This is a genomic window from Nonomuraea cavernae (genome assembly GCF_014646355.1).
GTDB classification, from domain to species: Bacteria; Actinomycetota; Actinomycetes; order Streptosporangiales; family Streptosporangiaceae; genus Nonomuraea; species Nonomuraea cavernae.
Window position 1 is genome coordinate 167394 of record NZ_BMNH01000010.1, and the last position, 12443, is coordinate 179836.

A 12443-nucleotide genomic window follows, 5' to 3' on the forward strand; every position below is an offset into this window, starting at 1 on the left:
GTCAGCCGTCCTTGGCGGGCCCGCGGTGGACGACCGCCTTGTCTCCCGGCCCCGGGTACGCCATGATCAGCAGCCGCTGGGTGCCGTACTCGTCGCCCTTCCAGGGGAACCAGGCCAGGTGCACGCGGATGCGGTAGTGCCCCTTGCGGCCGTTGAGCGACAGGTCGGGCAGCTCGGTGCCGCTCAGGCCGTCCGTGAACGTCATCTCGCCGCCCCGGTGTTCGAAGCCGACCTCGACGACGTGGTCCCAGCCCTTGGTCTCGACCGGTGGGCGGCGCGGATAGGTCTCCAGCGTGACGCACACGTGGAAGTCGGAATGCGTCCCTATCGACACGTGGCCGGGGGCGACGGCGACCGGACCGGCGCTCGTGCTCCTGCCGCTGACGGGGAAGTCGTCGTACAGCGCCAGCCCCGCCTCGGGCCACTCGGGCTCCTTGAGGCGGATCGCCCTGGCGGGCCGGATGAGGGGGCGGTGGCGTGGGGTGGCGTCACACTTGCGACGCTCCTCGGCCTCGAACTCCTCGAACTCGCGCTCCTGGGCCGCCGCCGCCGCGTCGGCCTTCGTTTTCGCGGCCGGGCAGATCCCGGCGAGCACCCCGCCCAGGTCGCCGACGCTCACCCCTTCCATCTCCCGCAGGCGGGCCAGCTCGCGCGGGTCGTCGCGGGTGTAGGCGCCGCACAGGCGGCGGCCGTGGCCGAGCAGCACCTGGTCGGGGGTGGTGGCGGCGAACGTGAGCGCCTGCTGCCGGCGTACCGCGCAGATGAAGGCGCGCGGGCCGGTGATCGGCTCGGCTGCCGCCGGCTCGCCGTTCGTCTCCCAGGGCTCGGGGGGCGAACAGTCCTCGGCCGTGGTGACCGGGCCGCGTGACTGGTCGGCCGCCGGCAGGAGGCACAGGGCGACGGCGGTGGCCAGCGCCGCCGAGAGAACGTGGTGCCGCAGGCGGGCGGCGGGCGGGGCGCCGTACAGAAGGAGCAGGACGAGGGCGGAGGCGGCCAGGGCGGCGCTGTACCACAGCGGCGAGAGGCCGAAGAGGATCTCGCCGTTCCCGTTCCGGTCGAACAACCCGGCCGGGTACAGGGCCAGCCGCTGCTCGGCCATCTCGGGGATGAGCCGCCAGTCCGCCTCGCGCTCGGCGGTGAGCGCGCTCACGACGCCCGCCGCCGCGGCGATGACCAGGGCTGACATCGTCCCGCGCAGCAGCCGCCGGGTCCTGCGTACGACCGCGACCAGGATCAGCGCGGCCGGGGCGCCGACTCCGACGAGCAGGTCCACGACGACCCAGAGCACGGTCGCCGGGTAGCTCACGTACCCATGGAAGAGGTCGTCGACCAGGCCCCTCGGGCCGGTCCAGGCGGGCATCCCGCCGGCCAGGTTGACGGCCGCGGGGATCAGCGGGAGCGCCACGGCCACGGCGGCGAGCGGCCACGGTCGCGCCGGCGCGACCCGGGCCGGCGCCGGCGGGGACGGCACGGGCGGCGGGCCGCCCAGGTCGTGGGCGGAGCGGGCCTGCCACGCTGTCCCGAGGACGCCGAGGCTGCCCAGGACCATGAGGAGCACCAGGTCGTAGTCGACGCCCCAGCCGCCGAACGAGATGATGGAGGACCCGCCGGACGACAGCAGCGACAGCCCCGCCGCGGCGATGCCCATCCGGACGGTTCCCGGCGTCCAGCGCCCGTCCCTGGCCTGCCCGGCCAGGATCGGCACCAGCCACAGCAGATAGACGACGTTGCCGAGCTGGTACGGAGCGACTGACTGCGCGACGGACCACTGGCCGAGCCCGTAGAAGACGGTGGCGGCCGTTTCCATGGCGGCGCCCGTCAGGCCCGCCACCAGCGCGAGCACCCGCAGCCACCGGGGCGATGCCCCGGCGAGGACCACGAAGAACAGGCAGACGACAGCGATGTCGAGCAGCTCGGCGGGCAGGCCAGACCACCACGTGTACGGGCTCGGCAGCCGGTACGGCAGCGTGCAGGCGACGCTGAGATACAGGGCCGCCCGCAGCAGCCGGACCGGTCGGTCGTTGACGGTCGCCGCGCCGGCCGGGCGCCCGCGCAGCACCTGCCAGTAGGCCCATCCCTGCAGGATCCCGCCCGCGACCATGAGGAGTTCGACCCACCAGGTGTAGGGCACGAAGTCCGCGTCCCATCCTCCTGCGACGATCGCGCGCAGCGGGGCCGGGTCGCCGGTGGCCAGCGCGAGCACGCCGGACACGACGACCGCGCCCACGTAGACGGCGGCGACGAGCGCGGCGATTCTCCCGAACCGGTAGCGGCGCACGGGAACATCCCTAGAGAGCGAGTGAACAGCCTCCGAACAAAGGCGCCCAACCCTAGCGAGCCATCAGAAATCGATCAAGCCCTGTGGCAGCGGCGGAGCCACGCGGTGCCGCGCCGGTGATCAGTGTCTGGCGTCCGTTCCGGTGAGCCGCTAGGTTGGCGGATTACCGTCCGTCCTCCCTCCAGAACATGGTGTGCCCGCATGAGATTGCTGTCCGTGGTCGCCGTGGCCTCGTTGCTGCCCGCCGTTCCCGCCGCGGCGCAGGCCCAGGCCGGCACCACCTACTACGTCGACTCCAAGGGCGGCGACGACGGAGCGGCCGGCACCAGTGCCACCGCCCCGTGGCGCTCGCTCGACCGGGTCAACCAGGCCGATCTCAAGCCGGGCGACGCGGTCAGCCTCAAGCGCGGCAGCAGGTGGACCGGCAGCCTCAAGCTCGAGGCCGACGGCACCCGCGCCAGACCCATCGTCGTCCAGCCGTACGGCAAGGGCCCTCTCGCCAGGATCAGCGGCAGGGAGGCCAACTGCGTGGTCGTCAGCGGCGACCACTGGCGGATCAGCGGCGTGCGCGCCTCCGGCTGCCATTGGGCGGGCTTCGAGGTGGCCGGTGACGGCAACCACCTGATCGGGGTGCGGGCCGACGGCAACGTCACCGGCGTCTGGGTCACTCCGACCGGCTCCCGCAACACCATCCGCGACAGCCGGATCGCCGGCAACAACCGGATGAGCGTCAACGACGTGGGCGGCGACAACGACTCCGGCGCCTTCGGTGTCCTGCTCAACGGCGACGACAACGTGGTCACCGGCAACACCATCACCGGCAGCCACGCGGCCAGCCACGACTACGTGATGGACGGCGCGGCCATCGAGATCTACAACGGCGACCGCAACCTGGTCACCTACAACAAGGCGCACAACAACGAGACGTTCACCGAGCTGGGCGCGCAGAAGGGCAAGACCGCCACCGGCAACGTGTTCGCCTTCAACGTCGTCACCTCCACTCTCAAGCAGGGCTCCTTCCTCATCACGCGCGGCCCGGGGCACATCGTCGGGCCGGTCAAGGGCACCATCGCGGTGCACAACTCGGTCTACCTGCCGGCGCGCAAGACGATCGGCTGGTCCTGCCACGACGGCTGCTCACCGTCGATCCTGAAGCTCCGCAACAACGTCGTCCTCGTCGGCGGGCAGGCGGGCTACGAGGACGGCAAGGGGGCCGACGAGGGCGGCGGCGTCTACAAGGCGACCTCGATCAGGTTCAAGCTCGGCCCCCGCTCGGTCATGGCCGACCCGCGCCTCACCTCTCGCACCGACCTGCGGCCGCGCCCCGGCTCCCCGGCCCTCGGCCGCGCCTTCCCGCTCTCGGGGGCCTGGTACGGCGGCAAGGCCCTCACCCGCGACATCACCGGCAAGCCGCTCCCAGCCACCCCCGCCGCCGGCGCCTACCAGCCCTGACCGCTCCGCCGCGCATGGCCCGTCGGCCGTGACGCGGTCGCCGCTGTCGAAGAGGAGCGCCAGGAGGGCGTATCGGGGGTAGGAAAAGTGCAGGTCAGGGGCGGATAGCCGCAGGTAGAGGTTGTCGAACCCTTGTCGACAAGCTGGGATTAGCGTTGCATGCTGGGACTAACCGCAGCATGTGCGACATATCCGTGGAACCTACGCGAAACCTTTCCACGGCACTGTGAGAGCCTCTGGAAAGGGGGCGGCGATGCTGCTGCGACTGAGGGTGTCATTGCCGGACCGCCCCGGGGGGCTGGGTCAGGTCGCCAAAGCCCTCGGCACTCTGGGGGCCGACATCCTGCAGGTCACCGTCCTCGAACGTGAGACCGGACGGGCCGTGGACGACTTCGTGGTCTCCTGGCCGGGCGCCGTGTCGGCGGAGGAGGTCCGCGACCGGATGTCCGCCGTCCCCGGCGTGCGGGTCGAGGGAGTCTGGCCGACCAGGGATGTGCCGGGCTCGGCGCCCGACTACGACCTGCTCATGCACGTGGCCACCGAGCCCTCTCGCGGCATCGCCACGCTGGTGGACGCGTTGCCGGCGCTCTGCGGGGCGGAGTGGTCGCTGGCGGTCGCCGACGGCGCCGTGCTGCACGCCAGCCTGGCCGCCCCCGAGGTGTTCGAACTGTCCGAGCCGCCCCTGCGCGCGGCCACCCGCGCCTCGGAGGGCCTGCGGCTGATGCTGCTCCCGGTCGTCGCCCAGGGGCTGCACGTGGTCGTCGCCCGAGCCGCCGGGCCCGGCTTCCACCGCGCCGAACTCGAACGCGCCGCCCGCATCGTCGACGTCGTCACCACGCTGGCGTCCCGCACCTGATCCCTGCCTTACGGCCCGGCCAGGCCGGGCCCACCCGGGTCACCGCCGGCGGCCTGTCGGCGGGGGACGTTCGCGGTGGGATTGAAAGAATGTTCTGTTTTCTGGACCCTTGTACCCATCGGCAGACGTTGACCGTAAAACGTCAGACTAATACCGTGGCGATCGAGGACCAGAGGAGCCGCCCGTGACCGCTCAGCAGCACCATCTCACCCCGGCGGCGACGGGCCCGCTCGCCCCGTGAAGGACACCCGTGGCCGGCGGTCCGCCCGCCCCGGCCCGGCGGCGGACGGCGTGCGATGAACCCGGTCCGGAGCCTGGTGACCTGGGCGCTGGCGCTGACCCCGGACGAGGTGCCCGGCCCGGTCCGCGCGGCCGGGTTACGCCACCTGCTCGACGGGCTCGGGTGCGCCGCCGCCGTCCATGAGGAGGACCCCTGTCGGGCGGCGGCCGTGGCCGTGGCGCTCGACCTGGGCGGGACACCGGAGGCCGGCCTGCTCGGGACCGGGCGGCGGGTGTCCGCGCCGGCCGCCGCGCTCGCCAACGGCGCCCTGGTGCACGCGCTGGACCTCGACGACGTGCACGCCGGCGGCCCGGTCCGCGCGAGCGCGGCGGTGCTGCCCGTGGCGCTGGCCGTGGGGGAGGAGGTGCGTGCCCACGGGAGCGAGGTGCTCGTCGCGGCCCTCGCCGGATACGAGGCCGTCTGCCGCCTCGGCGCCGCCGTGCCGCCGGAGCTGGACGCCGCCTCCGCGTGCGGGCCGCTCGTCTCCGCGCTCGTCGCGTCCAGGCTGTACGGCCTGCGGGAGGAACAGGCGGTCGACGCGCTGGCCATCGCGGCCGGGCAGGCAGGCGGACGGCCGGCCTCCGCCGCGCGCCCGCATCCGGGACTGGCCGCCCAGGCCGGGATCCTCGCCGCCCGCCTCGCCCGCTCGGGAGCCACCGGCCCGAGCGCGGCGCTGGAAGGAGAGCGCGGTCTGTACGCCACGTTGTTCGGCCGGTCCGGCTCCCAGCCCGCCGAGGGCCTGGGCGAGCGCTGGGAGGTCACCCGGATCACGATCAGGCCCTATCCCGCCGACCGGCTCGTGCACGCCTCGCTCGACGCCGCCAGGCTGCTGCGCGCGGACACCGCCTGCCCGCCGCCCGGCCACTCCGTCCGGCCGGATCCCGCCGGGACGGCCAGGTCCTGGGTGCGCGCCCGGGAGGCCGGCGGCCAGGACGTGCTCCGCCCGGCCAGGTCCCGGCGGGGCCTGCCAGGCGCCGCGCTGGCCCGCCGGGGCGGTCGCGGAGGTGGCCAGGCCGGACCGGAGGGCGGGCCGGCCGCGTCGGGCGGTGCCCACGCCGGGCACGGGCGGGCGGGTGCCGGTGAGTTATGGGGCGGGCGTGACCTCCGGGAGGTCCGGGAGATCGTCGCCACGGTGCACCGGGACGGCGTGCCCGTCGTGTGCGGGCCGGAAGCCCATCGGCCCCGGACACCGTACGAGGCGATGCGCAGCCTGCCGTGGAGCGTCGCGGCGATGCTCCTCGACGGCGAGGTCACCGTGCGGACATACCGTGATGTCCACCGGGAAGAGGTCGCCGAGCTGGCCAGGCGCATCCGGTACGAGGTGATCGACCCGCCGTGCGAGGCCGATGACCAGCCGGGACGGCTGCTCGTGAGATACGCCGACGGGACCGAGGCGGTGGCCGCCGTCGAACGCGGCTCGGGCGGCCCCGGCGACCCGGACATCGAGGACCTGGTCCGGCGCAAGGCGCTGGGCAACGGGCTGAGCCCCGCGGCCGTCGAGGCCGCGCTGGGGCTCGCGGAACAGGACGTGCTGATCCTGCCGGCATGAGTCAAGGAGTGAGAGATGGATTTCGAGCTGAACGACGAGCAGAAGGCCCTTCGCGAGACGTTGCGCGCGTTCGTGGACAAGGAGATCGTGCCCGTGGCCTCCGACTGGGAGCGTACGGGCAGGTACCCCACGGAGATCGTCGAGAAGATGAAGCAGATGGGGCTGTTCGGCCTGTCCGTGCCGGAGGAGTACGGCGGCATGGAGGCCGACATGGTGTCGTTCGCGCTGGTCTTCGAGGAGATCGCGCGCGGCTGGATGGGTGTGGCGGGCACGATCGGCTCGCACTCGCTGGCCTGCTCGATGATCGCCCGCCACGGCACCGAGGAGCAGAAGCGGCTCTACCTCAAGGACCTGGCCACCGGCGCGCGCCGTACCGGGATCGCCCTCACCGAGCCCGGCGCGGGCACCGACCTGCAGGGCATCCAGACGCGTGCCGTACGCGACGGCGACCACTACGTCGTCACCGGCACCAAGACGTGGATCACCAACGCCCGCCACGCCGACCCGCTGCCCGTGCTGGTCAAGACCGCCGTGACCGAACCCGCGCACAAGGGCATGGCGGTGCTGCTCGTGGATCCCGCCTCCGAGGGGTTCAGCGTGAGCCGCGACCTGCCCAAGCTCGGCTACAAGGGCACCGAGACCTGCGAGGTCGTGCTCGACGGCGTGCGCGTGCCCGTCGAGGCGCTGCTCGGCGGCGTCGAGGGGCGCGGCATGCAGCAGGTGCTCGGCGGGCTGGAGATGGGCCGCATCAACATCGCCGCCCGCGCCGTGGGCGTCGCGCAGGCCGCCTACGACGCGGCGCTCGCCTACGCGCGCGAGCGCACCGCGTTCGGGCAGCCGATCGCCGAGTTCCAGGCCATCCAGCTGAAGCTGGCCGATCTGGGCACCGAGATCCAGGCGGCCCGGCTGCTCACGTACTGGGCCGCGTCCCAGGCCGACGGCGGCAAGCGGGTCGACATGGAGGCGAGCATGGCCAAGTACTTCGCCTCCGAGGTCGCGCTGAAGGCCACGCTGGAGGCGATGCGGATCCACGGCGGCTACGGCTACTCGCAGGAGTACGTGATCGAGCGGCTCTACCGCGACGCGCCCCTGATGGCGATCGGCGAGGGCACCAACGACGTGCAGCGCATGGTCATCGCCCGCGCGCTCGTGTCCGGCAAGGGCAAGGTCGGATGGTGACGCGGCCCGCGTGACGCCCGGACGGCCGCCGGGCTCGTCAGTCGTGCCGGGGCAGGTGGAAGACCTCATGGTCGGCGTGCGACAGCGCCTCGGCGATCAACGCGCGCACGTGCGAGTCGCGGGCGCGGTAGAGCACCCGGCGGCCGTCCCTGCGGGTGGTCACCAGACCGGCCAGGCGCAGCTTGGCCAGGTGCTGCGACACCGAGGGCCTGGGCACGCCGACGGCCCGGGCGAGCGAGGTCACGTCCAGCTCGCCCGAGGACAGCAGCCACATCAGCCGGAGCCGCGTGGCGTCGCTGAGCATGCGGAACGCGTCGACGGCCGAGCTCACCTGAGCGGGAGTCGGTTGCTCCTGCACCAGATGCGCACCTGAGTCGTTGTCGCGTGCGTACATGAATACATATACTCGCCCAAAGGAGACATCGTGCGCAAGTGAGGGACGGCATGCCTGACCCCGAGTCCAGCCCCGCACCCGTACACCGCCCTGACCCTGAGCCCAGCCCTGAGCCCAGTGATGAGCACAGCCATGGGCACGGCGGCGGGCACGGACATGGGCACGGGCACGGCGGCAAGAGGGGATGGGTGGCCCGGGCCGGGCGGCTGATCGCGCCGCACGGTCACGACAGCCTGGACAAGACCGACGCGGCACTGGAGAGCAGTAGTCGCGGACTGCGCGTGCTGGCCGTCTCGTTCGCCGTGCTGATGGTGACGGCCGCCGTCCAGGCGGTGATCGTGGTCAGGTCGGGGTCGGTGGCGCTGCTGGGCGACACCCTGCACAACGTCGCCGACGCCCTCACCGCGGTGCCGCTGGCGATCGCGTTCTCCGTCGGGCGCCGCGCCGCCACCCGCCGCTTCACCTACGGCTACGGGCGGGCCGAGGACCTGGCCGGCATCGTCATCGTGCTGATCATCGCCGCCACGGCCGGGCTGGCGGGCTACGAGGCGGTCAACCGGCTGGTCGATCCGCGGGACATCTCGGCCGTGGGCTGGGTCGCCGCGGCGGGCGTGGTCGGCTTCCTGGGCAACGAGTGGGTGGCGCGCTACCGGATCAAGGTCGGGAGGGAGATCGGCTCGGCCGCGCTGGTCGCCGACGGGCTGCACGCCAGGACCGACGGCTTCACCTCACTCGCGGTGCTGCTCGGCGCGGGCGGCTCGGCCCTGGGCTTCCCGCTGGCCGATCCGATCGTCGGGCTGCTCATCACCGTCGCCATCTGCTTCGTGCTGCGCGACGCCGCCCGCGAGATCTACCACCGGCTGATGGACGCCGTCGACCCCGGCCTGGTCGACCAGGCCGAGGCCGTCCTACGCACGGTCGGCGGAGTCCGGCGGGTCGGCTCGGTCCGGCTGCGCTGGATCGGGCACGCGCTCCACGCGGAGGTGGAGATCCTCGTCGGCCACGACCTCACCCTGCTCCAGGCGCACGCGCTGGCGGTGGAGGCCGAGCACCGCCTCATCCACGAGATGCCGCGCCTGCGCGCGGCCACGGTCCACACCGATCCGTACGACCCGTCGGGCGCCGACCATCACGCCCCTTTGAATAGTCATCGCATCACTTGAACCATTACGGGTATGTTGGGCCGGGTGTCGATTGCCGCCACCGCACATCAGTCTCCCACCCCCCTCTCCACCACGAGGCTCGCCTGGCTCGACGCCCTACGTGGCATCGGCGCGATGGCCGTGGTGGCCGAGCATCTGATGCCGTGGTTACTGCCCTCGCTCCGGCCCTACTGGTTCAGCCTGGGAGCCTTCGGCATTCTGCTGTTCTTCCTGGTGAGCGGCTACATCATCCCGACCTCGCTGGAGCGGCACGGCGACGTGCGCAAGTTCTGGATCAGCCGGGCCTTCCGCCTCTACCCGCTCTACCTGGCGGTCATCGTGCTGGTGGTCGGGATGGCGTGGTGGGTGCCGGTGCGCGAGCAGGTCCAGCGCGACGGGTCGGCGGTCGCGGCGCACGCGACGATGCTGCTCGACGTGGTCAGCGTCGGCGGGCTCGCCGACACGATGTGGACGCTCTCCTACGAGATGGTCTTCTACCTCCTCGTCACCGCGCTGTTCGTGACCGGGCAGCACATGCGCAGCGGGCTGCTGGCGATGCTGTTCGGCGCCGTCGCGGTCATCGCCGGGCTGGTGCTGTCCAGGGCCGTACTCGTGGGGGAGTGGCTCTCGTACGTCTCGGCCGCGGTGTTCGTCGCCGGGCTGGCCTGCGTGATCTCGGGCCGGTTCCGCACGGCGGGCGCGTACGCGCTGGGCCTGCTGGCCGTGACGCTGGTCGTGCTGGGCAGCCGGGTGCCGTGGCTGGGCGTCGCGGTGCTGGCCGCGATGTTCGCCGGCACCGCCATCCACCGCTGGGAGCGCGGCACCGGCCCGCTCTGGCCGGTGGCCGTCACCGCGGCGCTGATCGCGGTGGCGCCCGTCTGGGCACCCCAGGCAGGCTGGTGGTGGGTCCAGCCCGACGTGTGGATCACCACGATCGCGCTGGTCGCCGTCACGTTCGCGGGCGGGATGGCGATGCGGGGACGCAGGGTGCCGAGGGTGCTGACCTGGCTCGGGCTGATCAGCTACTCGCTCTACCTGGTGCACCATCCGCTGCTGAAGTTCTTCGGGCAGGTCACCGGCGACCTGCGTGAATCGCCGCTGCCCGTGCAGCTCTCCATGGCCGCGGTGGCCGTCACGTTGATCCTGCTGGCCAGCGCGCTGACCTATCGGTTCATCGAGAAACCGGCGCAGAACTGGGGCCGCCGCTTCACCAGGCCCCAGCCGGGCGCCACCCCCTCCTGACCCCAGAACGTCAGCCCCTCGCCCCCACGCCAAGCTCACCGGCCCCGGAACGCACCGGCCCCGGCCGAGCCCACCGCATCGGGTCGAGGTCACGTTCGCCTGCCGCGTCGAGTGCGGCCAGGGCGTCGAGCGCGATCACTCCGTGCTGGTCCGAGGTGTCGGCGGACGCCAGCGCGGCCACCAGGCCCCGGTGCCGCAGCAGCGCCTCGCGCACGACCGGGTCGCGGGCGACAAGGAACGCGAGATGCCGTACGGCGTGCGCGGCCACGTGCGCCGCCTCGATCCGCTCCGGCGTGGGGGTGGCCGGGGCCGAGCCCCGGGCGATCTCCAGCCTGGCCAGCTCGACGGCGGGCAACCACGGCGCGGGGTCGGGACAGACGGCATAGGTCAGCACCAGCACGCCCTCGGGCAGGTGACGCCAGCTCGTGGAGTGCACGACGACGCCGGCTGCGCCCGGCGCGACCCCGCTGACGCGCCGCGCCGCCTCGTCGGGGCTCTCTCCAGGGCGAGGCACGGTGACGGCACGCCGATATGCCCATCGACCGTCGGTGCCCGCCCGTAGCATGAGCGTCTCAACCGAGACCGAGACCGAGACCGAGACCATGTGTCTTCCCGTCACCGTCACCAAGTTACTGCCATTCATGTGCAGGAGCATTTCTATCGCATATATGCCCAGGTCTCGCCGGCTCCCCCCTGGGCATGGCTGTAGTCGGTGCGTGCGAGAGATCGGTGGGTGCGAGAGAGAGGTGCGCAGCCATGCCCGCGATGCTGGTGCTCATGGGGTCGGGCGAAACAGCCCCGACCATGGTCGAGGTCCACCGCGCCGTCGCCCGGCGGCTGCGGCCGGGGCCGCGGGCCGTGCTGCTCGACACCCCCTACGCCTTCCAGGAGAACGCGGCCGACATCTCCGCCCGAGCCTGCCGATACTTCGCGCGCAGCGTCGGCCTGGATGTCCACGTCGCCGACGGCGTCGCGGGCGCCGACTGGGTGTTCTCCGGGCCGGGCAGCCCCACGTACGCCCTGGAGCGCTGGACGTCCACCTCCGTGGCGGGCGACCTGCGAGCCAGGATCCGGGCGCGCAGCGGGGTGACCGTGCTGGCCTCGGCGGCGGCCTGCACGGCCGGCCTGGCCACGGTGCCGGTGTACGAGATCTACAAGGTGGGCGCCGAGCCGCACTGGCGTGACGGGCTCGGCCTGCTGGAGGCGCTCGGCCTGCGGGCCGTGCTGATCCCCCACTTCGACAACACCGAAGGCGGCACCCACGACACCCGCTACTGCTATCTGGGCGAACGGCGGCTGGCCCGCATGGAGCGCGAGCTGCCGCCGGGCACCGCGGTCCTCGGCGTCGACGAGCACACCGCGGTCCTCATCGACCTGGAGAGCGAGCGGGTCGAGGTGGCCGGGCGGGGCGGCCTGACCGTCCGGCGGCCCGGGTCCACGGTGGTGCTTCCGGCGGGCACCCGCACCGCCCTGCCGGAGCTGCGCCGGCTGGCCGAGGGCGTCTGCGGTGTCTCCGGCGCCACCGCCGCGCCGCTGTCCCGGCCGACCGGCCCGGCGCGGGGCCCGGTCACCACGCTGGAGGAGACGGTGCGCTCCTGCGAGCGCCGCTTCCGGATCGCGGCGGCCGAGCCCGACCCGGCGGCGGCGGCGCGGGCCGTGCTCGACCTGGAGGCGGAGCTGGTCAAGTGGGCCGCCGACACCGAGGAGGACTCCGGCGGGGTCGACCAGGCCCGTGACCTGATGCGGCTGCTGATCGCCAGGCTGGGCGAGCTGGGCGCCACCACCGATCTCCGCCGCCTGGTCGAGCCGCTGCTCGCATGGCGCGACGGGCTACGCCGCCAGGGGCGCTACGAGGTGGCCGACGCGCTGCGCGACGCCATGATGCACGGGGGCGTCCTGGTGGAGGACACCCCCGACGGCGCCCGCTGGACCCCGGCGCACCCGGCCACGACCGAGCCCCGCCCCCAGGCGGCGACGGCTCCCGGCTCGTCGGCCGCGACCGAGCCCAGCTCCCCGGCCGGTCCCGTGCCCGGCCCACCTGCCGATCCCGCCTCCTGAGCGGCCGCTCCGG

At 73.1% G+C, this 12443-nt stretch carries 10 protein-coding genes; 7 read left to right on the forward strand and 3 right to left on the reverse strand.

Features of this window, described 5'->3' with window-relative positions; genetic code table 11:
• Window position 1: 1 nt before the first annotated feature.
• Entirely contained in the window at window positions 2-2278 is a 2277-nt protein-coding gene (locus IEY82_RS18625) for a hypothetical protein (RefSeq protein WP_189125415.1), read from the reverse strand.
• A 201-nt stretch (window positions 2279-2479) separates the two neighbouring features.
• On the opposite strand from IEY82_RS18625, the gene IEY82_RS18630 reads away from it, so the two are divergent.
• From IEY82_RS18630 to IEY82_RS18645, 4 genes are all read left to right on the forward strand, one after another.
• The gene (locus tag IEY82_RS18630) at window positions 2480-3730 is read left to right on the forward strand and encodes a right-handed parallel beta-helix repeat-containing protein (protein ID WP_225262964.1); all 1251 of its coding nucleotides are present in this window, start codon (window positions 2480-2482) and stop codon (window positions 3728-3730) included.
• Window positions 3731-3983: 253 nt separating this feature from the next.
• Window positions 3984-4586, forward strand: a complete 603-nt coding sequence (locus tag IEY82_RS18635; protein ID WP_189125416.1) for an ACT domain-containing protein — start codon at window positions 3984-3986, stop codon at window positions 4584-4586.
• 296 nt (window positions 4587-4882) lie between these two features.
• The gene (locus IEY82_RS18640) at window positions 4883-6415 is read left to right on the forward strand and encodes an MmgE/PrpD family protein (protein ID WP_189125417.1); all 1533 of its coding nucleotides are present in this window, start codon (window positions 4883-4885) and stop codon (window positions 6413-6415) included.
• Window positions 6416-6430: 15 nt separating this feature from the next.
• Complete coding sequence (locus IEY82_RS18645; RefSeq protein WP_189125418.1) at window positions 6431-7594, forward strand: acyl-CoA dehydrogenase family protein; 1164 nt, start codon at window positions 6431-6433, stop codon at window positions 7592-7594.
• Between the two features lie 37 nt (window positions 7595-7631).
• Here the strand turns inward: IEY82_RS18645 and IEY82_RS18650 are convergent, their stop codons facing one another.
• Entirely contained in the window at window positions 7632-7988 is a 357-nt protein-coding gene (locus IEY82_RS18650) for an ArsR/SmtB family transcription factor (RefSeq protein ID WP_189125419.1), read from the reverse strand.
• A gap of 50 nt (window positions 7989-8038) precedes the next feature.
• Between IEY82_RS18650 and IEY82_RS18655 the strand changes: the two genes are divergently transcribed.
• Together IEY82_RS18655 and IEY82_RS18660 are read left to right on the forward strand one after the other, a co-directional pair.
• A complete protein-coding gene (locus tag IEY82_RS18655; RefSeq protein WP_189125420.1) occupies window positions 8039-9151 on the forward strand; it encodes a cation diffusion facilitator family transporter in 1113 nt (370 codons plus the stop codon).
• A gap of 24 nt (window positions 9152-9175) precedes the next feature.
• Window positions 9176-10372, forward strand: coding sequence for an acyltransferase family protein (locus tag IEY82_RS18660; RefSeq protein ID WP_225262966.1), 1197 nt, complete (start codon window positions 9176-9178; stop codon window positions 10370-10372).
• Between the two features lie 10 nt (window positions 10373-10382).
• On the opposite strand, the gene IEY82_RS18665 is transcribed toward IEY82_RS18660, so the two are convergent.
• Window positions 10383-10886, reverse strand: coding sequence for a hypothetical protein (locus IEY82_RS18665; protein WP_189125422.1), 504 nt, complete (start codon window positions 10884-10886; stop codon window positions 10383-10385).
• A 242-nt stretch (window positions 10887-11128) separates the two neighbouring features.
• On the opposite strand from IEY82_RS18665, the gene IEY82_RS18670 reads away from it, so the two are divergent.
• Complete coding sequence (locus tag IEY82_RS18670) at window positions 11129-12430, forward strand: hypothetical protein (protein ID WP_189125423.1); 1302 nt, start codon at window positions 11129-11131, stop codon at window positions 12428-12430.
• Window positions 12431-12443: the final 13 nt, after the last annotated feature.

Coding starts and splice junctions, on each gene's coding strand:
- IEY82_RS18630 (WP_225262964.1), top strand. CDS start 2,480: ATGAGATTGCTGTCCGTGGTCGCCGTGGCCTCGTTGCTGCCCGCCGTT.
- IEY82_RS18635 (WP_189125416.1), top strand. CDS start 3,984: ATGCTGCTGCGACTGAGGGTGTCATTGCCGGACCGCCCCGGGGGGCTG.
- IEY82_RS18640 (WP_189125417.1), top strand. CDS start 4,883: ATGAACCCGGTCCGGAGCCTGGTGACCTGGGCGCTGGCGCTGACCCCG.
- IEY82_RS18645 (WP_189125418.1), top strand. CDS start 6,431: ATGGATTTCGAGCTGAACGACGAGCAGAAGGCCCTTCGCGAGACGTTG.
- IEY82_RS18650 (WP_189125419.1), bottom strand. CDS start 7,988: ATGTACGCACGCGACAACGACTCAGGTGCGCATCTGGTGCAGGAGCAA.
- IEY82_RS18655 (WP_189125420.1), top strand. CDS start 8,039: ATGCCTGACCCCGAGTCCAGCCCCGCACCCGTACACCGCCCTGACCCT.
- IEY82_RS18670 (WP_189125423.1), top strand. CDS start 11,129: ATGCCCGCGATGCTGGTGCTCATGGGGTCGGGCGAAACAGCCCCGACC.